Source organism: Kitasatospora sp. NPDC032121, from assembly GCF_055580145.1.
Window position 1 is genome coordinate 693,523 of sequence record NZ_JBVILX010000001.1, and the last position, 22,168, is coordinate 715,690.

The following is a 22,168-nucleotide window of genomic DNA, read 5'->3' on the forward strand; positions in this document are numbered from 1 at the left end:
GCCCCGCCTGCGGATTCCGCGGTCCCTCCACGACGGCGTGTCAGCCCGACGGCCGGTCAGATGCGTGGAGCGGGGGCCGCGGAGCTGCGATCCACGGTTCGCTAGCACTCCGAAGAGCTGCTAGATTCTGTCCTATTTTGTCCTGCTGTCTGATCTACTTACCCGGTGACGTTACCTGAGGGGTGACCTCACTCCGAGTACCGCCGTTCCGACGCGCACATGTGTCGCTCCGGCCGCGATCGCCTGCTCAAGGTCGCCGCTCATCCCTGCGGAGACCATGGTGGCAGCCGGATGGTCCGCCCGTACGGCGGTTGCGATTTCCGCCAGTCGCTCGAAGGCGCAGGCCGGATCTCCGGCCAGCGGGCCGGCCAGCGGAGCGACGGTCATCACACCGTCCAGTCGCAGCCCGGGCGTGTCGGCGATGGCGTCGGCCAGTCGCGCGACGTCCTCCGGCGCGACCCCGGCCCGGTGCTCGCCCTCCCCGTGCGCCTTGTCCAGCGCCACCTGCACCAGGCAACCCAGCTCCGGGCGCTCCGACTTGAGCACCGCCGCGGAGAGCGACTCGACCAGCCGGAGCCGGTCCACCGAGTGCACGTGGTTCGCGTACCGGACGACCGAGCGGACCTTGTTGGTCTGCAGCTGGCCGACGAAGTGCCAGTCAAGAGGAAGGTTTCTGCACTGCTCCGCCTTGGGAGCGGCGTCCTGGTCGCGGTTCTCGGCGACGTCCGTCACACCGAGTCCGGCCAGCAGCGCGGTGTCCTCGGCGGGGTAGGTCTTGGTGACGACGACCAGGGTGACCTCGTCCCGGGCGCGCCCGGCGGCCGCGCACGCGTCCGCGATCCGGCGCTCGACCACCTCGAGGTTGGTGCCGAGTTCCTCGTACCGGGCCCGCTGGCCCTCCGTCAGCGCCGCCACGAACTCGGTGCTTCCCGGGAACGGTCCGTAGATGTCGTTCGTCATCAGTGATCAGAGCCCAACCAGACGTAGCTCGCGAGCCGGCCGGTGCGTTGCTCGCGGCGATAGGAGTAGTGATCGGCGGATTCGAGGGTGCAGACCGGTGACCGCACCAGCTCGTTGACCCCCGCCGCGGCCAGCTGGGCCGCGACTCCCTCCGGAACGTCCAGGGCCGGAGTCCCCCAGGAGGTCTCGGCGAAGGCCTCCGGCACCACCGCGGCGACCTCGTCGCGCAGCCCGGCCGGCACCTCGTAGCAGCGGCCGCAGACCGCGGGTCCGGTGGCGGCGGTGATCCGCGAGGGCTCCGCGCCCAGTTCGACCATCGCCCGGACGGCCGCGGGCACCACCCCGGCCGCCAGCCCGGGCCGGCCCGCGTGGGCCGCGCCCACCACGCCCGCCACCGGATCGGCCAGCAGCACCGGGGTGCAGTCGGCGGTCAGCACCGCCAGCGCGAGCGGCCGGTCGGAGACCACCGCGTCCACCGTCGGGGCCTGTCCGAGCTGCTGGCGCTCGGTCACCACGGCGACCTCGGCGCCGTGCACCTGGTTCATCCACACCACGTCGGCCGGGTCGAGCCCCAGCCGCCGGGCGGCCAGCGCCCGGTTCTCCCGCACGGCCTGCGGGTCGTCCCCCACGGCGCCGCCGAGGTTGAGCTCCCCGTACGGCGAAGTGCTCACCCCGCCCCACCGGGAGGTGAAGGCGAAGTGAGCACCCGCGCGGATCGCGTGATCGATCACTTAAGGAAGTCCGGGACGTCGAGCTCCTCGGCCGGGCTCTCCACGAACGGCTGCCGGGCCGGCTGCACCTGCGGCGGCACCGGGGCGGCGGCGGTCGCGGTGGCCTGGGTCTCGGCGGTCCGGCTCGACCCGGAGGTCGAGGACTCGCCCTCCGAACGGGACGTCACCGAGCCGATGCTCCCGTACGGGCGGCCGGCCGGGCGCTCCGGGGCGGCCGGCGGGGTGGCCGGGCGCTCCGGGGTGGTGGACTTGACCACAGGGTCGCGGACGATCGCCGGCGGCTGCCCGCCGTCGAAGCCGGCCGCGATGACGGTGACCCGGACCTCGTCGCCGAGCGCGTCGTCGATGACCGCACCGAAGATGATGTTCGCCTCGGGGTGGGCCGCCTCGCTGACCAGCTGGGCCGACTCGTTGATCTCGAACAGACCGAGGTCGGAGCCGCCCGAGATGGACAGCAGCACGCCGCGGGCGCCGTCGATCGAGGCCTCCAGCAGCGGCGAGGAGATCGCCATCACGGCGGCGGCCTTGGCGCGGTCCTCGCCGCGGGCCGAGCCGATGCCCATGAGCGCCGAACCGGCCTCCGACATGACGGACTTGACGTCGGCGAAGTCGAGGTTGATCAGACCCGGGGTGGTGATCAGGTCGGTGATGCCCTGGACACCGGAGAGCAGGACCTGGTCGGCCGAGCGGAAAGCGTCGAGCACGCTGACCTGGCGGTCCGAAATGGACAGCAGCCGGTCGTTGGGGATCACGATGAGGGTGTCGACCTCTTCGCGCAGGGCGGCGATGCCGTCCTCGGCCTGGTTGGCCCGGCGGCGGCCCTCGAAGGTGAACGGGCGGGTGACCACGCCGATGGTCAGGGCGCCCAGCGAGCGCGCGATGTTGGCGACGACGGGAGCGCCGCCCGTGCCCGTGCCACCGCCCTCACCGGCGGTCACGAAGACCATGTCGGCCCCCTTGAGGACCTCCTCGATCTCCTCGCGGTGGTCCTCGGCGGCCTTGCGGCCGACCTCGGGGTTGGCGCCGGCGCCGAGGCCCCGGGTGAGTTCACGGCCCACATCGAGCTTGACGTCGGCGTCGCTCATCAGGAGGGCCTGCGCATCGGTGTTGATCGCGATGAACTCGACGCCCTTGAGACCGACCTCGATCATCCGGTTGATGGCGTTGACACCACCGCCGCCGATTCCGACGACCTTGATGACTGCGAGGTAGTTCTGCGGTGCTGCCACGTCGAAGGCCTCTCGCCTCGAATTTCCGGGTCGGCCGACCCGGGGCGGGGCCGTACCGACGGATGTCGATGGGTAGGGAGCCTGGTTTCTGACTGAATGTCCGAAATGCCGACCGCCGACCCCAACCCTAAACTTGACCTTTAGGGTTAGTTCTGTGCCTCCGTCACATCACCAGGAAACACAGTCTGGTGACACAGGACACTAGGTGGCTCCAGGCACGTGTTTCAACGAACACGCCGAGCTTCCCTTTTTCTTTTGAGCCTATGTGATCATCGGCCGGCTTAGGAAACCGGGGGTGACCACCAAGAGTCGGGCCGACACTTCGAGGCGTCAACCCCACCCTCAGGCAGAGAACCTACCGGATCATCCCGACACCGCCGGCGCCTCCGGCGCCGTCACGTCGAAGTTCGTACCCTTCTGTTTCATCAGGGCGACCAGGACCCGGGCCTTGCGGTCGATCTGCTCCGGACTCCCCCAGCGCACCGTCGCACCCCCGCTGAGCTGCAACTCGATGTCGTCGTACGAGTGCACCAGCACCGATCCTGCCCGCTTGGCGACCTCCGGCGGCAGCCCGGCGGCCACCGCCACCGCGCCCTGCACCAACTGCGGACGGGAGATCACCCCGTCCGCGTCGTTCGCCTGCTGACTGAGCCGCAGCTCGACCACGGGAAGGCCCTCCGGCGGGGCCGGTTCGGTGGCGAAGCTCACGCCCCCGGCATCCACCTGGGTGAACTGGCCGTCATCCCCCTTGACCGCGGCCACCGCCTTGCGTTCGACGACCTTCACCCGCAGGGTGTGCGGCCAGCCCCGCCACACCTCGGCACCGGCCACCCGGGGGATCGCCTCCACCCGGTGGCGGACGTCGTCCAGGTCCACGCGCGCCAGCGGGCCGTCGCCGAGCCCGCCGATCGTCGCGCGGACCTGGTCCGCCGTCAGCTTGCCGTCGCTCGTCCCCTGGACGGCGACGTCGCGCACGTCCAGGACCGAGGAGAAGAACACCAGCCAGGCCAGCACGCCGGACACCGCGGCGCCGAGCGCGCCCAGCACCACGATGCCCCGCCGGGAGAGCCGGAGGCGGGGAGCGGACTCCTCCTCCTCCAGCTCCTCCTCCAACGGGTCGGCGAGCCGGCCGTCAGCCACGGCGGCGGCCGCCGCGGTGGGCCTGGATCGCCTCGTAGACCATGCCGACCAGCAGGTCGTCGGCGTCCCGGCGACCGAACTCGGCGGCCGCCCGGCTCATGTCCCACAGCCGCTGCGGGTCGGTGAGCACCGGCAGCACGTTCTGCAGCACCCAGTCCGGGGTCAGCTCGGCGTCGTCCACCAGCAGACCGCCGCCGGCCTTGACCATCGGCTGGGCGTTCAGCCGCTGCTCGCCGTTGCCGATCGGCAGCGGGACGAAGGCGGCGGGCAGGCCGACGGCCGCCAGCTCGGCCACCGTCATGGCGCCGGCCCGGCAGAGCATCATGTCGGCGGCCGCGTAGGCGAGGTCCATCCGGTCCAGGTACGGAACCGGGCGGTACGGCGGCATCCCGGGGACGTCCGCCACCTGCGGCAGCTCGTTCTTGGGGCCGACCGCGTGCAGGATCTGCACGCCGTACTGCTGGAGCCGCGGGGCGATCGCGGTGATCGTCTCGTTGAGCCGGCGCGCGCCCTGGGAGCCGCCGGAGACCAGCAGCGTGGGCAGCCGCTGGTCGAGGCCGAAGTACTGGCGGGCCTCGGGGCGGGCGGCGCCGCGGTCCAGGGTGGCGATGGTCCGGCGCAGCGGGATGCCGATGTACCGGGAGTCGCGCAGCTTGCTGTCCGGCGTGGAGACCGCCACGAAGTCGCTGTAGCGGGCGCCGATCTTGTTGGCCAGGCCAGGGCGGGCGTTCGCCTCGTGCACCACGATCGGCACGCCGGCCCGCTTGGCGGCCAGGTAGGCGGGCATCGCGACGTAGCCGCCGAAGCCGACCACGGCGTCCGCGTTGACCCGCTCGATGATCTCCTGGGCGGCCCGGACGGTGCCGCGCAGCCGGCCGGGGACGGTGATCAGCTCCGGGGTGGGCTTGCGGGGCAGCGGGACGGCCGGGATGAGCTCCAGCTGGTAGCCGCGCTCGGGTACCAGCCGGGTCTCCAGTCCGCGCTCGGTGCCCAGGGCGGTGATCCCGACGGACGGGTCGTGCCTGCGGAGGGCATCCGCGAGGGCCATGGCCGGCTCGATGTGACCGGCGGTCCCCCCGCCGGCGAGTACGACATGCACCGAAATTCACCGCTCCCTGCGTGCCGGCCCCGGGGCCGGGCGCGCTGTGGTTCGTCGTCGTGGCAGCACCCGGGCCAGTTGTCTCCTGATCCGGGAGTTCTTGGTCCGGGCGGCCAGGGCCGCCTTCGCGCCGGAGGAACTGCGCGCCAGGCACAGCAGCACTCCGATCGCGGACATGGCCGACAGCATGGCGGAACCGCCGTAGGAGAACAGCGGGAGCGGGACGCCCGCGATGGGCAGCAGTCCCAGTGCCGACCCCAGGTTGATCATGGCCTGCGCCATGATCCAGGTGGTGGCGGCTCCCGCGGCGTACCTGACGAAGGGGTCCTTCGTGCCGATGGCCACACGGATACCCGCGTAGCCTAGTGCCGCGAAGAGGCCGAGGACCGACAGCGTCCCCACCAGACCGAGTTCCTCGCCGGTCGCGGCGAAGATGAAGTCGGTGTGCGCCTCGGGCAGCTGGCCCCATTTCTCCACGCCGGCGCCGAGGCCGGTGCCGAAGCCGCCGCCGTTGGCGAACGCGAAGGCGCCGTGCAGGGCCTGGAAGCAGGCGCCCTCCGGGTCGATCTTGGTGACGCCGATGCAGCTCAGCCGCTCCGCCCGGTGCGGCACGGTGACCACCAGGGCGGTGCAGACCACCACCGCCACCCCGAGGGTGGCCACGAACAGCCGCATCGGCGCGCCGACCATCCAGAGCAGCGCGAACACCATGGCCACCAGGATCATCGAGGTGCCCATGTCGCCGCCGAACATGATCAGCGCGAGCAGCAGCAGGGCTCCCGGCACCAGCGGCACCAGCAGGTGCTTCCAGGAGGTGAGGGTGCCGGCCTTCTGCTTGCGGGCGAGCAGGTCGGCGCCCCAGAGCACCAGCGCGAGCTTGGCGAACTCCGAGGGCTGGAACTGGAAGAAGCCGAAGTCCAGCCAGTTCTGGTTGCCGTTGATCCGCACCCCGATGCCGGGGATGGCGACCAGGGTGAGGGCGCCGATCACCCCGATCATCACCGGGTAGACGATCACCCGCAGCACCGCCAGCGGGACGGAGGCGAAGCCGATCAGCAGGACCAGGCCGAGGATGGCCGCGATCAGCTGCTTGAGGAAGTAGTACTGCGCCGTGTGGTGCTGGTTCAGGGCGAGGATCTGCGAGGCCGAGAAGACCATCATCAGGCCGAGCACGACCAGCAGCAGGGTGCTGCCGACGATCAGCAGGTACGGGGTGAGCGGCCGGTCCAGCCAGTACCGCACCCGGGCCCGGAGGGCCTGGACGCGGGCCAGTGGACCGGCCGACTTGTACTTGGTCGTGGTGGCGGAGATCACTCTCATCGGCTCGGCGGCATCCCGCTTCACGACGCCGGAATCCGCTCTGCCCTGCCCCGCCACCGCTCCCCGCTCACTCTCTTCCGTCCGACGCTCCGCGCCGGCCCGCCTACTCGCCCGCCAGCTCCCGGACGGCCGCCGCGAAGAGGTCGCCGCGCTCGCCGTAGTTGGTGAACATGTCCATCGAGGCGCAGGCCGGTGCCAGCAGCACCGTGTCACCCGATCGGGCGAGCGACGCGGCCGTTCGAACGACCTCGGCCATCGCCACCGCGCCAGTCTGGCCCTCGGCCGCCTCGATCACCGGCACATCCGGAGCGTGTCGTTCCAGTGCCTCGCGGATCACCGCCCGGTCCTGGCCGATCAGCACCACCGCGCGCAGCCGCTCGGCCGCGCCCTGCACCAGGTCGTCGAAGGTCGCGCCCTTGGCCAGGCCCCCGGCGATCCAGACGATCGGCCGGTAGGCGGCCAGCGAGGCGGCCGCCGCGTGGGTGTTGGTGGCCTTGGAGTCGTCGATGTACGTGACCTCGCGGACCGTACCGACCTCGGCGATCCGGTGGGCGTCCGGGCGGAAGGCGCGCAGGCCCTCCCGGACGGCCTTCGGCTCGACGCCGTACGCCCGGGCCAGCGCCGCCGCGGCGAGCGCGTTGGCGATGTTGTGGGGCGCCGGCGGGTGCACGTCGGCGACGGCGCCCAGCTCGGCCGCGTTCTTGGCCCGGTCCTCGACGAAGGCGCGGTCCACCAGCAACCCGTCCACCACGCCGAAGTTCGACGGGCCGGGCGCGCCGAGGCCGAAGCCGATCGCCCGGCAGCCCTCCTCGACGTCGGCCTCGCGGACCAGCGCCTCGGTGGCCGGGTCGGCCAGGTTGTACACGCAGGCGACCACGTTGCCCTCGTAGATCCGGCCCTTGTCGGCGGCGTACGCCTCCATCGAGCCGTGCCAGTCGAGGTGGTCGGGCGCCAGGTTGAGCACCGCCGCCGAGTACGGGCGCAGCGAGGGCGCCCAGTGCAGCTGGTAGCTGGAGAGCTCGACCGCGAGTACGTCGTAGGGCTCCTCGGCGAGCACCGCGTCCAGCACCGAGACCCCGACGTTGCCGACCGCGGCGGTGCGCTTGCCGGCGGCGGTGAGGATCGAGGCGAGCATCTGGACGGTGGTGGTCTTGCCGTTGGTGCCGGTGACGGCCAGCCAGGGGGCGGGCTCGCCGGTGCCGGGCAGCGGCTTGCGCAGCCGCCAGGCCAGCTCGACGTCGCCCCAGACCGGCACCCCGGCCGCCTCGGCGGCGGCGAACAGCGGGCTGTCCGGCGCCCAGCCGGGCGAGGTGACGATCAGCTCGGTGCCCTCGGGCAGGCTCGCGCCGTCGCCGAGCCGCACGGTGACGCCCAGCGCCTCCAGCTCGGCGGCCCGGGCGGCCAGGCCGGGCCCGCTGCCGCCGTCCACCACGGTGACCCGGGAGCCGAGGCCGTGCAGGACGCGCGCGGCGCTGATGCCCGAGACGCCGAGCCCGGCCACGACGACCGGCAGGCCCTGGAAGTCGGGGTTGGTCATCCGGTCACCCATCCCGCGTAGAACAGGCCGAGGCCGACCGCGACGCACAGGCCCTGGATGATCCAGAACCGGACGACGATCAGGACCTCGGTCCAGCCCTTGAGTTCGAAGTGGTGCTGCAGTGGCGCCATCTTGAAGACGCGCTTGCCGGTCATCCGGAAGGAGCCGACCTGGATGATCACCGAGAGGGTGATGATCACGTAGAGGCCGCCGAGCAGGGCGAGCAGCAGCTCGGTGCGGGAGCAGATCGCCAGACCGGCCAGGGCGCCGCCGAGGGCGAGCGAGCCGGTGTCACCCATGAAGATCTTGGCGGGCGAGGTGTTCCACCACAGGAAGCCGAAGCAGGAGCCCATCAGGGCGGAGGCCACGACGGCGAGGTCCAGCGGGTCGCGGATGTCGTAGCAGTTGGCGGTCGCGGTGATGGCGTAGGCGCAGCTCTGGGTGTGCTCCCAGATGCCGATGAAGGTGTAGGCGCCGAAGACCATCACCGAGGCACCGGTGGCGAGGCCGTCCAGACCGTCCGTCAGGTTCACGCCGTTCGACATCGCGGCGATCATGAAGTACGCGAAGATGACGAACAGGACGGGGCCGATCGCCCACTTGAAGTCCCGGACGAAGGACAGGCTCTGGGACGCCGGGTTGAGCCCGCGGTCGTCCGGGAACTGCATCGCCAGGACGGCGAACCCGAGGCCGACGATCGACTGGCCGGCCAGCTTCGCCTTGGCCCGCAGGCCCAGCGAGCGGCGCTTGACCACCTTGATGTAGTCGTCCAGGAAGCCGACCAGGCCGAGGCCCGCGGTCAGGAAGAGCACCAGCAGCCCGGAGGCGGTCGGGCTCTCGCCCGTTATCGCCTTCGTGGCGAAGTACGCGATCAGGGTCGCCAGGATGAAGGCGATGCCGCCCATGGTGGGCGTGCCCTTCTTGCTGTGGTGCGCCTTCGGGCCGTCGTCACGGATGTACTGGCCGTAGCCGTGCTTCGCGAGCAGCTTGATCAGGGCGGGGGTGCCGAGCAGCGACAGGATGAGACCGATCATCCCGGAGAAAAGGATCTGCTTCATTATTCGGCCACACCGTCCGCCAGGAGGGCCTCGGCCACCTTCTCCAGCCCCACCGAACGGGAAGCCTTCACCAGGACCACATCCCCCGGCCGAAGCTGACTGCGCAGCAGCTCGACCGCCGCGTCCGCGTCGGACACCAGCACCGACTCCTCACCCCACGAACCTTCGTTCCTCGCGCCGAGTTCCATGCAGGCCGCCTCGCGTCCGCCGACCGCCACCAGCTTGGTGACGTCCAGCCGGACGGCGAGCCGCCCGATGGCGTCGTGCTCGGCCAGGCTCTCCTCGCCGAGCTCCCGCATCTCGCCGAGCACCGCCCAGGTGCGGCGGCGCTCCGGGCCCCGGCCCCCCATCGAGACGAGCGCCCGCAGCGCGGCCCGCATCGAGTCGGGGTTCGCGTTGTAGGCGTCGTTCACGATGGTGACACCATCGGCCCGGTCGACGACCTCCATGCGCCAGCGGGACAGCGCACCCGCTTCGCCCAGGGCTGCCGCGGTGTCGTCGACGGACATCCCGAGCTCCACCGCCACCGCGGCGGCGGCGAGGGCGTTCGAGACGTGGTGCTCACCGTACAGGCGCAGCTGCACGGGCGCGGAACCGGCCGGGGTGGTGAGCGTGAACGATGGCCGCCCGGTGGCGTCCAGGCGAACGTCGGTGGCCCGTACGTGGGCGTCCGGGGATTCCCCGAACAGGACGACCTTCGCCCTGGTACGGGAGGCCATCGCGCGCACCAGCCGGTCGTCCGCGTTGAGGATCGCGGTGCCGTCGGCGGGCAGCGACTCGACCAGTTCGCCCTTGGCCTCGGCGATCGCCTCCTGGGAGCCGAACTCGCCGACGTGGGCGGTGCCGACGTTGAGGACCAGGCCGATCCGGGGCGGGGTGATCGAGGTGAGGTACTCGATGTCGCCCTTGTGCCGGGCGCCCATCTCCATGACCAGGTGCCGGGTGCCGGCCTCGACCCGCAGCGCGGTCATCGGGTGGCCGATCTCGTTGTTGAGCGAGCCGGGCGGGAAGACGGTCTGGCCGCGGCGCTGGAGCAGCTGGGCGATCAGGTCCTTGGTGCTGGTCTTGCCGGCCGAGCCGGTCAGCGCGACCACGGCGGTGCCCTCGGCGCGGGCGACCACCGTGCGGGCCAGCCTGCCGAGCGCCTCCACCACACTGTCCACCAGGACGGCGGGCACGCCGACCGGGCGGGAGGCCAGCACCGCGACGGCGCCGTCCTCGACCGCCTTGGCCGCGTAGTCGTGGCCGTCCACGTTCTCGCCGACGAAGGCCACGAACAGGCCGCCCGGGCCCACCTTCCGCGAGTCGACCTCGACCGGGCCGGTGACCAGGGCGTCCGGGTCGGCGCCGTCCAGCGTGCCTCCGACGGCGGCGGCCACCTCGGCGAGGGTCAGTGCGATCACTGCTGCTCTACTCCTCGGTCGCCCCGTGCGGCCGTGGTCCGCGCGATGGATTCGCGCAGCACCTCCCGGTCGTCGAAGGGGCGGATCTCGTCTCGTACGTACTGGCCGAGCTCGTGGCCCTTGCCGGCCACCAGCACGGTGTCCCCCGCCTGGGCGCGGGCGACGGCGAGCCCGATCGCCTCGGCCCGGTCGGGGACGACCAGGACGGCGCCGCGCTCGGCCTCGGGCACCGTGGCGGCGCCGGTCAGCATGCTGGCGAGGATCGCCAGCGGGTCCTCGCTGCGCGGGTTGTCGCTGGTCAGCAGGGCGGTGTCGGCGAGACGGGCGGCGATGGCGCCCATCGGGCCGCGCTTGTGCGGGTCACGGTCGCCGCCGCAGCCGACCACGACGTGCAGCCGGCCCTCGGTGACCTCGCGCAGCGAGGCGAGGACGGCCTTGAGGGCGTCCGGCTTGTGCGCGTAGTCGACGACGGCGACGAACGGCTGTCCGGCGTCCACCCGCTCCAGCCGGCCCGGGACGCCGGGGACGGCGGCGACGCCGGCCACGGCCCGGTCCAGCGGCAGCCCGGCGGCGACCAGCGTGGTGATCGCGGCGAGCGCGTTGGCGACGTTGAACGGGCCGGGCAGCGGGACGGAGGCCTCGGCCTCGGCGCCGTCCGGGCCCAGCACCCGGAAGGTGGAGCCGACCGGCCCCAGCCGGACGTCCACGGCCCGCCAGTCGGCCTCGGCGGCGCCGGTGGCCGAGAAGGTGGTCACCGGGATCTTGGCCTCGGCGGCGAGCCGGCGGCCGTACTCGTCGTCCAGGTTGACCACGCCGTGGCGGGACTTGCCGGGCTGGAAGAGCCGGGCCTTCGCCTGGAAGTAGTCCTCCATGTCCGGGTGGAAGTCGAGGTGCTCGGGGGTCAGGTTGTTGAACAGCGCGACGTCGTACGCCACCCCGTCGGTGCGGCCGAAGACCAGGGCGTGGCTGGAGACCTCCATGGTCACCGCGTCGGCGCCGCGCTCGGCCATCACGCCGAGGATCGCGTGCAGGTCGGTGGCCTCGGGGGTGGTGCGCTCGCTCTTGATCCGCTCCTCGCCGACCCGCATCTCGACGGTGCCGATGACGCCCGGGCTGCGCCCGGCGCCGCGCAGACCGCCCTCGACCAGGTAGGAGGTGGTGGTCTTGCCGTTGGTGCCGGTCAGCCCGATCATCAGCAGCCGCCCGGAGGGGCGGCCGTAGACGATCGCGGCCAGCTCGCCCATGACGGCCCGCGGCCGGTCGACGACCAGCAGCGGCAGGCCGGTGGCGGCCGCGATCTCGGCGCCTGCCGGGTCGGTGAGCACCGCCACCGCGCCGGCCTGGGCGGCCTTGGCGGCGAAGGCCGCGCCGTGGTGGTTGGCGCCCGGGAAGGCCACGTACACGTCGCCCGGCCGGACCGCGCGGGAGTCGTGGGTGACGCCGCTGACGGCGCCGCCCTCGACGGGCGCGAGGCCCAGTTCGGCGGCCAGCTCGGCGAGCGGAAGGGCGGTGGTCCCGGTCGGGCGGGGCGGACTCACGGTGGTTTGATCGGGTTTCGGCACGGCGGGAAGGCTATCCGCCGAAGGGTGTCCAGGGCCAAACCGGCCCTCCGCCGCGCCGTGCTCCGGCCCCGTCCGTTCGTTGCTCATCGCTCGCTCACGGCTTCCAGTCGACGGTGAGGTTGGGCGCCTGGCTGCCGCTCGGCGGGACCTGCATGGTCTTCAGGGTGAACTCCATCACCTGCTTGAACACCGGGCCGCAGAGCTGGCCGCCGAAGTGGCCGTTGACCGGGCCCTGGAGGGTGCAGGAGACGGTGTACCGGGGGGCGTCGGCGGGGGCGAAGCCGATGAAGGAGGCGGTGTAGCCGTCGTAGCCGACGCCGTTGGCGGCGCCCCGGTTGGCGGTTCCGGTCTTGCCCGCGACCCGGTAGCCGGGGATGGCGGCCTTGCCGCCGGTGCCCTGCTCGTCGTCGACGACCGACTCCAGCATCGAGGTGAGGGTCTTGGCCGTCTCCGGGCTGACCACCCTGGTCTGCTCCCCCGGCGCGCTCGGCTTGTACGTGCCGTCCGGGTCGGTGACGCCCTGGACGATGCTGGGCGCGACCCGCACCCCGCCGTTGGCGATGGTCGAGTAGACCGAGGTGGCCTGCAGCGCGTTCATCTGCATCGGGCCCTGGCCGAAGGAGATGTTGTACTTCTCCGAGGCGACCAGGTCCTCCGGCTTCTTGAGCATCCCGGGGGTCTCCCCGGGGAAGCCCAGGCCGGTCGGCGCGGCCACGCCGAACTTGCGCATGTAGCCGTCGAGGGCCTGGTTGGCCTTCAGCTGGTCGCCGTCGCCGAGGGTCTCGACCGCCTCGATGGTGCCGATGTTGGAGGACTTGGCCAGCACCCCGGCCAGGGTCAGGTACCAGGTGTCGTGGTCGACGTCGTCCTTGAACTGCTGCCCGGCGCGGACCAGCCGGTTGGGCACGGTGACCTTGGTGTCCCAGGTGGCCTTGCCGGAGTCCAGCACGGCGGCCATGCTCATCAGCTTGGCGGTGCTGCCCGGCTCGTACGCGTCGCCCAGGGCGGGGTTGCCCAGCTGGGCCTGCTTGGACAGGCTCAGGTCGTTCGGGTTGAAGCCGGGCGCGGTGGCCATCGCGAGGACCTGGCCGGTCTTCACGTCCTGGACGACCACGTAGCCCTTCTCCGCGCCGGAGTTGGCCACCTGGTCGGTGATCGCCCGCTGGGCGGCCCACTGGATGTCCCGGTTGACGGTCAGCTTCACGTCGCTGCCCGACACGGCCGGCTCCATCGAGCCTCCGGCGGTCGGCACCAGCCGCCCGCCCGACTGGGCGTAGCTGCTGTGGCCGTCCTTGCCGGCCAGCAGCTTCTGGTACTGGAGTTCCAGGCCGCCGGCGCCCTCGCCCTCGGCGTTGACGAAGCCGACCAGGTTGGCGGCCAGGCCGTCCGCCGGGTAGATCCGCTTCTGGGTCTCCCGGTTGAACACCCCGGCCAGCGGGTTGGCGCACTCGTTGTCGACCCGGGTGCGCCCGCCCTGGTCGGCGGGCTTGCCGAGCAGCTTCTTCTGGGCCTGGCAGGCCCGCGATCCTGCCTGCTTCTCCAGGCCCGACTTGAGGTCGCTGATCTGCTTCTTGGCGGCCGGGGTCTGCTGGGCCGCGAGGCGCTTGTAGCGGCTCTTGGGGGTGTGCAGGTCGGCGGCGATCTTCTCCTTGGGCACGCCGAGGATCGGCGACAGCAGCGCGGCCGCCTGCTCCGGCGCGTCCGGGATGCCGGTCGCCTCCGGGGTGAACATCGCCGGGTCGGCGGTGATGTCGTACGCGTCCACGGTGGCCGCCAGGGCGACCCCGTCGGAGGACGTTATCGCGCCGCGCTCGGCGGTGATCGGGATGTTCAGGTAGCGGTTGGTGTTGGCGTCGGCGGCCAGCGCGTCGGCGTCCACCAGCTGGAGCTGCACCAGGCGGCCCGCGAAGACGGAGAACACCAGCGACAGCACCACGGTGATCGCCCGTAGCCGGCGCTTCGGCTCGGCCAGCTTGAGCGCCTTGGGGCGCAGCGGCGGACGGCCCTTCGGGCGCACCGCGGCCTGGCTGCGGGCCGGCGGGCGGCCCTCGGGGCGGCGCTGCTGGGGCGCCCGCGGGGTACGGCCGACGGACGCCGACTTGGCGGGCTGGGCCTTGGCCGACTGGCTGCGGGCGGGCTGGGCCTTCGCGGGCTGCGGCTTCGCGGGCTGGGCCTTGGCCGACTGACCCCGGGCGGGCTGGCCCTTGGCGGGCTGACTGCGGCCGGAGGCGGACTGCGCGCTGCCCCGGGGGACCGGACGGCGGCCGTTGCCGCTGCCGGATCCGGAACCGGAGGGCTGACGTGGAGGAGTCATCGGCCGGCACCCCCGCTCGGCTTCGCGGCCGCGGTGGGCTGGACCGGGTTGAGCTGGATCACCGAGTCACCGGCGGAGGCCGCCGGGGTCGGCGTGGGCGGCGGGGCGGCCGGCGGCGGGGCGGCCGGCGACGGGGCCCCGCCCGGTGGCGGCGCGGCCGGCGAGGGCCCGGCGGCGGGCTGGGCCGCGCCGGACTGGGCCCTGGTCGGCCACGGCTCGGCCGTGGAGCGCTTGACCGGCGGGCTGTCCTGCGCAGCGCCGGGGGTGCCGACCACCTTGCCGCCGTTCGGGACGTCCAGGAAGGCCATCCCGCCGGCCGGGACCAGGCCCAGCTCGGCGGCGCGCCTGGCCAGCGCGTCCGGGGCCGAGTTCTTGTCGATCTCGTGCTGGAGGCTCTGCTGCTCGTCGGTCGCCGCGGTGGTCTGCTTCTGCAGCCGGGACAGCTCGAAGGAGCCCTCGTTGAGCGCGGTGTTCAACGCGAGCAGGCCGAGCAGCCCGGCCGCCAGCAGCACCACGATGAGCACCGCGAACGGCGTACGCCGCCGTACCGGACGCCTGCCCGGCCGGACCGTGATCCGCGCCCTGCCCTGCCCGGGGAGTCCACCCCGCCCCGCCCGGACCTCACCGGCCACCGGCCCCACTGCTTTCCTCCGCCCTTCGGACCCCGCCGGGGCCGGTTCGTCAGCCCCGCTTGCTTCGGTCCCTGATCCTCTCCGCCACCCGCAGCCGTACGGGCGCGGCGCGCCGGTTCTCCTCGATCTCCTCCTCGGTGGCCAGCTCGGCACCGCGAGTGATCAACTTGAGCCAGGGCTGGTGCTCCTCCGGGATGAACGGCAGCCCCGGCGGGGCGGTGCTGGTCGCACCGGCGGCGAAGTACTGCTTGACCAGCCGGTCCTCCAGCGACTGGTAGGACATCACGACGATCCGGCCGCCGACCGCGAGGGCGTCCAGCGCGCCGGGGATGGCCCGGTCCAGGACCTCCAGCTCGCCGTTGACCTCGATCCGCAGCGCCTGGAACGTCCGCTTGGCCGGGTTCCCGCCGGTCCTGCGGGTCGCCGCCGGGATGGCGTTGCGCACCAACTCGACCAGACGCGCGCTGTTGCTGAACGGTTCCTTCTCCCGCTCCCGCAGGATCACCGAGGCGATCTTCCCGGCGAACCGCTCCTCGCCGTACACCTTGAGGATCCGGGCCAGGGCGCCGTGGCTGTAGGTGTTCAGCACCTCCGCGGCGCTGATCCCCCGGGTCTGGTCCATCCGCATGTCCAGCGGCGCGTCCTGCGCGTACGCGAAGCCGCGCTCCGCCTCGTCCAGCTGCATCGAGGAGACGCCGAGGTCGAACAGGACGCCGTCCACCCGGTCGATGCCCAGGCGCTCCAGCACCTCGGGGATCTCGTCGTAGACGGCGTGCACCAGGGTGGCCCGGTCGCCGAACGGGGCCAGCCGCTCGCCGGACAGCTTCAGCGCCACCGGGTCGCGGTCCACCGCGACCAGCCGCACGTCGGGGAACTGGGTGAGCAGCGCCTCGCTGTGCCCGCCGAGGCCGAGGGTGGCGTCCACCACGACGGCACCGGGGCGGGAGATCGCCGGGGCCAGCGCGTCCATGCACCGCTGGAGCATCACCGGAACGTGCTTGGGGCCCGGTTCGTTGGTGGTCATGCGCGGTGGCGCCCTTCCTCGGTGCGGAGCAGCCCGACGTCCGGGAGCTGCGACCATTCTCGCCCACCGCGCCCCGGCACGACGAAGCGGCCCGTGGTCCCCGCCCGCTCGAGGGGAAGATCGTGACCGCCCGGCGCCGGGGAAGGTGCGCCAGGTGGTCACGGAGCGGGAGGAGGCCACGGGCCGCGTCGAACGGGCCGCACCGGCCGGGAGGACCCCGTTGACGGGCCCCGGCGGGTGTGCTCCACTGCGCCGCAAACTCTATCGCGCGGGTCCTGCCAGTCAATGGCCCGCTCCGGCGCACCACCCGGGCGGCGGTACGGATCACCGCAGGTCGCAGCCGTCGGGGCGGCCCGGCGGCGGTGCGGACTGGGGGCCTTCGGCGGCGGGCGCGCGCCCCCTGTCCGCCACCGCGTGCGGGCACTGTGGGACCAGCCGGGACAAACCCTCCGGTTGTGGCTATGCGCTCGATCACAGCGCCGGGTTCTGTCGCCACTCTCCCCACCGCGCGGGCCCGATCCGCACTAACGTCGCCACCATGACAGTGACACCTGACCGGCCCTCGCCGAACGCCGCTGCCGCCCCTGCCGGACCCACCGTCATCGACCGCTTCGTCACGGCCAACCGCAGCTACGCGGTGACCTTCCAGGACGGCGGCATGGACGCCCGTCCGGTCCAGAAGATCGCCGTGGTCGCCTGCATGGACGCCCGCCTCGACCTGTTCGCGGCGCTCGGCCTCGAACTGGGCGACGCGCACGTCATCCGCAACGCCGGCGGCGTCGTCACCGACGACACCATCCGGTCCCTGACCATCAGCCAGCGCGCCCTCGGCACCCGCTCGATCGCGCTGATCCACCACACCGGCTGCGGCCTGCTCGGACTCACCGAGGACTTCCGCCGCGAGCTGGAACTGGAGGTCGGCCAGCGCCCCCAGTGGGCGGTGGAGGCCTTCGTCGACCTGGACGGCGACGTCCGCCAGTCCATGCAGCGCGTCCGCACCTCTCCCTTCCTGCTCCACACCGACGACGTCCGCGGCTTCGTCTTCGACGTCCACACCGGCCTGCTGCGCGAGATCGACTGACCCGCTCCGCCCGGCCCGGCCCGGCCGACGACGTCCGGGCGCCCGGGCATTCGGGCGTCCCCGAATGGTGACTTCCGGCCGTCCCGCAAGGGAGAATGCGCCTGCCGGTCGGACCCCGAACCACCTGGGGCGGCCAGGCCGCAGGCCGCCTTCCCGGCGCCGGATCCCTCGTGCGGAACCGCCCCCGGGACGGCCGCGTCAAGCATGGGGTGGGGTCCGGCCTCGGGACGGGGCGGGCACAGGGTGCCAGGGAGCGTAAACGGGTGACGAGCTACAACGACCAGGCCGGTCTCGGCAGTCCTGCGGGGGACGAGAAGCAGAGGGCGAACGGGTACCGGCAGGTCGGGCTCCCCGAGCTCGCCGCGGTCGTCGACCGCGTCCGGGCCAACGTCGAGAGCGTGATCGAGGGCAAGCCGGAGGCCGTCCGGATCGCCCTGACCGTCCTGCTCGCCGAGGGCCACCTGCTGCTGGAGGACGTGCCCGGCGTCGGCAAGACCATGCTGGCCAAGGCGCTCGCCCGCTCGCTCGACTGCACCGTGCGCCGCATCCAGTTCACGCCCGACCTGCTGCCGTCGGACGTCACCGGCACCAACATCTACGACCAGCAGCGGCACGACTTCGAGTTCCGCCCGGGCGCGATCTTCGCCCAGGTCGTGGTCGGCGACGAGATCAACCGCGCCTCGCCCAAGACCCAGTCCGCGCTGCTGGAGTCCATGGAGGAGCGCCAGGTCACCATCGACGGCACCAGCTACGAACTGCCCTCGCCGTTCATGGTCGTGGCCACCCAGAACCCGGTCGAGATGGAGGGCACCTACCCGCTGCCGGAGGCCCAGCGCGACCGCTTCATGGCCCGGATCTCGATCGGCTACCCCAGCCCCGAGGCCGAGCTCGCGATGCTGGACGTGCACGCCGGCGCCAGCCCGCTGGAGGACCTCCAGCCGGTCGCGCACGCCTCCGACATCCTCAAGCTGATCGACCTGGTCCGCAGTGTGCACATCGCCGACCCGGTCCGCCGCTACGCCGTCGACCTGGTCGGCGCCACCCGCACCAGCCCCGAGCTGCGCCTGGGCGCCTCGCCCCGCGCCACCCTGCACCTGGTCCGGGCCGCACGCGCCGCCGCCGCGCTGGACGGGCGCGACTACGTCACCCCGGACGACATCCAGCGCCTCGCCGTCCCGGTCCTGGCGCACCGTCTGATGCCGACCGCCGAGACCCAGCTCAGCCGCCGCACCTCCGAGCAGATCGTGGCCGACCTGGTCTCCCGGCTGCCGCTGCCGCGCCCGCAGGGCGGCCCGGCCGTCCGGAGGGGCTGAGGTGGCCCAGTCCGACTCGGCATCGGGACTGCGGGCCGGGCTCCGCGGTCTCACCACCCGGGGGCGGTCCTTCCTCGCCGCCGGGGTCACCGCGGTGGTCTGCGCGTACCTGCTCGACCAGGACGCCCTGCTGCGCGTCGGCGTGCTGCTCGCCGCGCTGCCGCTGGCCGCCGTGGTGGTGGTCGCCAACACCCGCTACCGGGTGGCCAGCGGACGCCGGCTCAGCCCGCGCCGGGCGGTCGCCGGCCAGGAGGCCCGGGTCCACCTGCGGGTCGACAACGTCTCCCGGGTGCCCACCGGCGTGCTGCTGCTGGAGGACAAGGTCCCTTACGTGCTCGGGCCGCGCCCGCGCTTCGTGCTGGACCGGGTCGAGCCGCGCGGCCACCGCGAGGTCTCCTACCGGGTCCGCTCCGACCTGCGCGGCCGCTATCCGCTCGGGCCGCTGCAGCTGCGGCTGTCCGACCCGTTCGGGATGTGCGAGGTGACCCGCGCCTTCACCGCCTCCGACGTCCTCACCGTCGTCCCCCAGGTCCAGGCCCTGCCGTCGGTACGGCTCAGCGGCGAGTGGATCGGCCAGGGCGAGAGCCACAGCCGCACCCTGGCGCTGGCCGGCGACGACGACGTGATCCTGCGCGAGTACCGGCCCGGCGACGACCTGCGCCGGGTGCACTGGCGCTCCACCGCCCGGTACGGCGAGCTGATGGTGCGCCGCGAGGAGCAGCCCCAGCAGGCCCGGGCCACCGTCGTGCTGGACACCCGGGAGATCGCCCACCGGGGCAGCGGCCCCGCCTCCTCCTTCGAGTGGGCGATCGGCTGCGCCGCCTCCGTCGCCGTGCACCTGCTGGAGCGCGGCTACCAGACCCGGCTGCTCACCGACACCGGGCAGTCCGTGCCCGGGCCGGGCGCGGGCGGAAGCCACAGCACCGCCGACACCTCAGGGCTGGTCCTGGACGCCCTCGCGGTCGCCGACCTGTCCGACGGCGGCACCCTCTCCCGCGCCGAGGACCCGCTGCGGGCCGGCGGCGAGGGCCTGCTGGTCGCCGTCCTCGGCGAGCTGGACGAGGCCCAGGCCACCCGGCTGGGCCGGCTGCGCAGCCGGGCCGGCGGGGCGATCGCCTTCCTCCTGGACACCGGCACCTGGGCCGGCCTGCGGATGCTCGCCCCGCACACCGGCGGCGACGACTTCGAGGCCAGGGTCCGACAGCTGCGGGAGTCCGGCTGGACGGTCCTCCCGGTGCGTGCCGGGGACTCCGTACCGGACCTGTGGCGGGCCGCCGACGGCAGCAGGACGACCGCCCCCTACCGAGAAGAGGCCGGCGCGTGACCACCCGGGCCAAACTGACCGCGTACTCGGCGCTGGCCACCGCCCTCGCCTCGCTGTGCATGATGCCGCTGCTCACCACCCGCAGCTGGCTCACCCACGCCTTCCTGGTGGTCGCCGTGATCGCCGCGGTCGGCGCGGGCCTGCGCCGCGCCCCGCTGTACCGCTGGACGGTGCCGCTCGGGCAGCTGCTGGTGCTGCTCCTGCTGATGCTGCTCGGCTTCGCCGGCGCCGGCGGGGTGCTGCCGGGACCGGCCACCATGCGGGTGCTGGGCCAGGTCTTCAGCGCCGGCCTGGACGACATCCAGCAGTACGCCATCCCGGCTCCGCCCAGCGCCGGACTGCGGCTGATCCTGGTCACGGCGGTCGGTCTGATCGCCGTCGCGGTGGACACCGTCGCGGTGACCTACCGGCGCTCGGCGCTGGCCGGGCTGCCGCTGCTGGCGCTGTACTCGGTCGGCAACGGCCTGGCCGGGGAGCACGGCAGCTGGGTCTGGTTCGCCGCCGCCGCGGCCGGCTACCTGCTGCTGCTGTTCGCCGAGGGCCAGGACCGGGTCTCCCGCTGGGGCCGGGTGTTCTACGGCGGCGCGCGCGGCGCCACGGAGTCCGGCAGGGTCAACCCGGGCGGCCGCCAGGTCGGCGTGCTGGCCCTGGCGGTGGCGCTGCTGCTGCCCGTCGTCCTGCCGAACTGGAGCTCCGGACTGCTGGACTCCGGCTCCGGCGGATCGGGCGGCAAGCACGGCGGCGGGAGCCTGTCGACCAGCCTCGACCCGCTGGTCAGCCTGGAGGCCGCGATCACCAAGCCGACCGACGAGGAGCTGCTCACCTACACCATGGACAGCCCGCTGGCCGACCAGATCTACCTGCGGACCGGCTCGCTCGACCAGTTCGACGGCACCAACTGGAAGCTCGGCAGCACCGCGGTCACCGACCTCCCGGCGACCCTGCCCACCCCCGAGGGCCTGCGCAACGCCCAGGTCCCGCGGATCGAGGGCGACTTCAAGGTCAAGGAACGGCTGACGGGCAGCTGGCTGCCGATGCCCTACCCGGCCGCCACCGTCCAGGTCCCCAACCGCGGCGACTGGAAACTCGACCCGCTGACCCGCACCGTCCTGCCGACCAACGACAAGGCGATCCGCGGCCTGGAGTACCACGTCAGCGCCCTGGACCTGCGGCCCACCGCCACCGAGCTGCGCCTCGCGGCCTCCGCGCCGTCCGACATCAGGGAGCACTACACCGCCGTCCCGGCCGACCTGCCGCCGGTGGTCGCCGAGAAGGCCAAGTCCGTCACCGCCGGCGCGCGGAACGACTACGACCGGGCGACGGCACTGGTCAACTGGTTCACCGGGCCGGACTTCGAGTACGACACCGCGGTCAACGGCGGCACCGGCAACAACGCGATCGCCGTCTTCCTGCAGAACCGCCGGGGCTTCTGCGTGCACTTCGCCTCCACCATGGCGGCGATGGCCCGGGTCCTCAAGATCCCGGCCCGGGTGGCCGTGGGCTTCACCCCCGGCGACAGCAAGGGCGGCGACAACTACTCGGTGACCGGCCGGATGTACCACGCCTGGCCGGAGCTGTACTTCGCGGGCTACGGCTGGCTGCGCTTCGAGCCGACCCCGAGCCGCGGCGTCCCGGCCCGCTACACCGACACGTCCAGCGCCCCGACCACCGCGCCGACCCAGCAGGCGACCGCCGCCCCGCAGACCGCGTCGGCCGCCCCGGCGCCGACCTCCAGCTCGGACTGCACCCCCAAGCAGCGCCAGCTGGGCGAGTGCGGCACCAAGGACAAGGCCCTCTCCACGGCCGCCGAGGAGTCCTGGCTGCTCTCCGGCCAGGTGCTCGGCACCCTGGCCGCGGTGCTCGCGCTGATCGCCCTGCTGCTCGTCCCGATGCTCTGGCGCACCGCCCTGCGCCGCCGCCGGCTGGGCGGCGGCGGGCGGCGCGGGCCCGGCGGCGGACCGGCGGAGCTGACCGACGCCCAGGTGCTGGCCGCCTGGGACGAGCTGATCGACTCCGCCTGGGACCTCGGAATTCCCCCGGACGAGTCACGCACCCCGCGCTCGGCGGCACGCCGGATCACCGAGAAGGCGAAGCTGGACGCGGACTCGGCGGCGGCCACCGGACGGCTGGCACTGGCCACCGAGCGGGTGCTCTACGCCCCACCCGGGCAGGCCGCCACGGAGCCGTTGGCCGCCGACGTCCGCACCGTCCGGCGGGGGATGCTGGCGACGGCCGGGCGGGCCGGGCGGACCCGGGCGCTGCTGCTGCCGCCGTCCTCGGCGCAGCTGTGGTGGCGGATCTCCGACGCGGGGCGGGCGGCCCGGACGGCGGTCGGCACCGCGGTCGAGCGGATGGTCGAGACGCTCTCCGCGCCGGCGCGGCGGGTGCGCGCCCGGCGCGAGCGGTCCACTCCGAAGTCCTGACTCCGGCGTCCGGTCCCG

Annotated in this window: 17 protein-coding genes; 4 read left to right on the forward strand and 13 right to left on the reverse strand. The window is 73.2% G+C overall.

What is annotated here, in order from left to right; genetic code table 11:
* Positions 1-171: 171 nt before the first annotated feature.
* From ACZ5OX_RS03180 to rsmH, 13 genes are all read right to left on the reverse strand, one after another.
* Positions 172-960: a YggS family pyridoxal phosphate-dependent enzyme gene (locus ACZ5OX_RS03180; RefSeq protein WP_465628499.1), complete on the reverse strand. Its 789-nt coding sequence runs from the start codon at positions 958-960 to the stop codon at positions 172-174.
* Positions 960-1,691: a peptidoglycan editing factor PgeF gene (gene pgeF / locus ACZ5OX_RS03185; RefSeq protein WP_465628500.1), complete on the reverse strand. Its 732-nt coding sequence runs from the start codon at positions 1,689-1,691 to the stop codon at positions 960-962. The genes ACZ5OX_RS03180 and pgeF overlap by 1 nt, the downstream gene beginning before the upstream one ends.
* A complete protein-coding gene (gene ftsZ, locus ACZ5OX_RS03190; protein ID WP_465628502.1) occupies positions 1,688-2,920 on the reverse strand; it encodes a cell division protein FtsZ in 1,233 nt (410 codons plus the stop codon). Before ftsZ ends, pgeF begins: the two co-directional genes overlap by 4 nt.
* A gap of 363 nt (positions 2,921-3,283) precedes the next feature.
* Complete coding sequence (locus ACZ5OX_RS03195; protein WP_465628504.1) at positions 3,284-4,060, reverse strand: cell division protein FtsQ/DivIB; 777 nt, start codon at positions 4,058-4,060, stop codon at positions 3,284-3,286.
* On the reverse strand, positions 4,053-5,159 hold the full coding sequence (gene murG / locus ACZ5OX_RS03200) for an undecaprenyldiphospho-muramoylpentapeptide beta-N-acetylglucosaminyltransferase (protein WP_392869323.1): 1,107 nt from the start codon (positions 5,157-5,159) through the stop codon (positions 4,053-4,055). The genes ACZ5OX_RS03195 and murG overlap by 8 nt, the downstream gene beginning before the upstream one ends.
* A 6-nt stretch (positions 5,160-5,165) precedes the next feature.
* Positions 5,166-6,479, reverse strand: coding sequence for a putative lipid II flippase FtsW (gene ftsW / locus ACZ5OX_RS03205; protein WP_465628506.1), 1,314 nt, complete (start codon positions 6,477-6,479; stop codon positions 5,166-5,168).
* Between the two features lie 103 nt (positions 6,480-6,582).
* A complete protein-coding gene (murD, locus tag ACZ5OX_RS03210) occupies positions 6,583-8,016 on the reverse strand; it encodes a UDP-N-acetylmuramoyl-L-alanine--D-glutamate ligase (RefSeq protein ID WP_392869327.1) in 1,434 nt (477 codons plus the stop codon).
* Complete coding sequence (mraY, locus tag ACZ5OX_RS03215) at positions 8,013-9,074, reverse strand: phospho-N-acetylmuramoyl-pentapeptide-transferase (protein WP_355249882.1); 1,062 nt, start codon at positions 9,072-9,074, stop codon at positions 8,013-8,015. The genes murD and mraY overlap by 4 nt, the downstream gene beginning before the upstream one ends.
* On the reverse strand, positions 9,074-10,477 hold the full coding sequence (locus ACZ5OX_RS03220; RefSeq protein ID WP_449789841.1) for a UDP-N-acetylmuramoyl-tripeptide--D-alanyl-D-alanine ligase: 1,404 nt from the start codon (positions 10,475-10,477) through the stop codon (positions 9,074-9,076). Before ACZ5OX_RS03220 ends, mraY begins: the two co-directional genes overlap by 1 nt.
* Positions 10,474-12,039 (reverse strand): UDP-N-acetylmuramoyl-L-alanyl-D-glutamate--2,6-diaminopimelate ligase, encoded by a 1,566-nt coding sequence (locus ACZ5OX_RS03225; RefSeq protein WP_465628508.1) that lies wholly within the window; start codon positions 12,037-12,039, stop codon positions 10,474-10,476. Before ACZ5OX_RS03225 ends, ACZ5OX_RS03220 begins: the two co-directional genes overlap by 4 nt.
* Positions 12,040-12,133: 94 nt before the next feature.
* Positions 12,134-14,353, reverse strand: a complete 2,220-nt coding sequence (locus tag ACZ5OX_RS03230) for a peptidoglycan D,D-transpeptidase FtsI family protein (RefSeq protein WP_465628510.1) — start codon at positions 14,351-14,353, stop codon at positions 12,134-12,136.
* The gene (ftsL, locus tag ACZ5OX_RS03235; RefSeq protein WP_465628512.1) at positions 14,350-14,877 is read right to left on the reverse strand and encodes a cell division protein FtsL; all 528 of its coding nucleotides are present in this window, start codon (positions 14,875-14,877) and stop codon (positions 14,350-14,352) included. Before ftsL ends, ACZ5OX_RS03230 begins: the two co-directional genes overlap by 4 nt.
* Positions 14,878-15,034: 157 nt before the next feature.
* The gene (gene rsmH, locus ACZ5OX_RS03240; RefSeq protein WP_465628514.1) at positions 15,035-16,009 is read right to left on the reverse strand and encodes a 16S rRNA (cytosine(1402)-N(4))-methyltransferase RsmH; all 975 of its coding nucleotides are present in this window, start codon (positions 16,007-16,009) and stop codon (positions 15,035-15,037) included.
* Between the two features lie 538 nt (positions 16,010-16,547).
* Between rsmH and ACZ5OX_RS03245 the strand changes: the two genes are divergently transcribed.
* The 4 genes from ACZ5OX_RS03245 to ACZ5OX_RS03260 all read left to right on the forward strand — a co-directional run bounded on the left by ACZ5OX_RS03245 (position 16,548) and on the right by ACZ5OX_RS03260 (position 22,150).
* Entirely contained in the window at positions 16,548-17,090 is a 543-nt protein-coding gene (locus ACZ5OX_RS03245; protein ID WP_449789846.1) for a beta-class carbonic anhydrase, read from the forward strand.
* Positions 17,091-17,488: 398 nt separating this feature from the next.
* Positions 17,489-18,403, forward strand: a complete 915-nt coding sequence (locus tag ACZ5OX_RS03250; RefSeq protein WP_465628888.1) for an AAA family ATPase — start codon at positions 17,489-17,491, stop codon at positions 18,401-18,403.
* Between the two features lies 1 nt (position 18,404).
* The gene (locus tag ACZ5OX_RS03255; RefSeq protein ID WP_449789847.1) at positions 18,405-19,727 is read left to right on the forward strand and encodes a DUF58 domain-containing protein; all 1,323 of its coding nucleotides are present in this window, start codon (positions 18,405-18,407) and stop codon (positions 19,725-19,727) included.
* The gene (locus ACZ5OX_RS03260; protein ID WP_465628516.1) at positions 19,724-22,150 is read left to right on the forward strand and encodes a transglutaminase TgpA family protein; all 2,427 of its coding nucleotides are present in this window, start codon (positions 19,724-19,726) and stop codon (positions 22,148-22,150) included. The genes ACZ5OX_RS03255 and ACZ5OX_RS03260 overlap by 4 nt, the downstream gene beginning before the upstream one ends.
* Positions 22,151-22,168: the final 18 nt, after the last annotated feature.

What these genes read in the sequence shown, in the direction of transcription:
- ACZ5OX_RS03245 (WP_449789846.1), top strand. Translation starts at nt 16,548, where the DNA reads ATGACAGTGACACCTGACCGGCCCTCGCCGAACGCCGCTGCCGCCCCT.
- murD (WP_392869327.1), bottom strand. Translation starts at nt 8,016, where the DNA reads ATGACCAACCCCGACTTCCAGGGCCTGCCGGTCGTCGTGGCCGGGCTC.
- ftsW (WP_465628506.1), bottom strand. Translation starts at nt 6,479, where the DNA reads ATGAGAGTGATCTCCGCCACCACGACCAAGTACAAGTCGGCCGGTCCA.
- rsmH (WP_465628514.1), bottom strand. Translation starts at nt 16,009, where the DNA reads ATGACCACCAACGAACCGGGCCCCAAGCACGTTCCGGTGATGCTCCAG.
- mraY (WP_355249882.1), bottom strand. Translation starts at nt 9,074, where the DNA reads ATGAAGCAGATCCTTTTCTCCGGGATGATCGGTCTCATCCTGTCGCTG.
- ACZ5OX_RS03180 (WP_465628499.1), bottom strand. Translation starts at nt 960, where the DNA reads ATGACGAACGACATCTACGGACCGTTCCCGGGAAGCACCGAGTTCGTG.
- ACZ5OX_RS03230 (WP_465628510.1), bottom strand. Translation starts at nt 14,353, where the DNA reads ATGACTCCTCCACGTCAGCCCTCCGGTTCCGGATCCGGCAGCGGCAAC.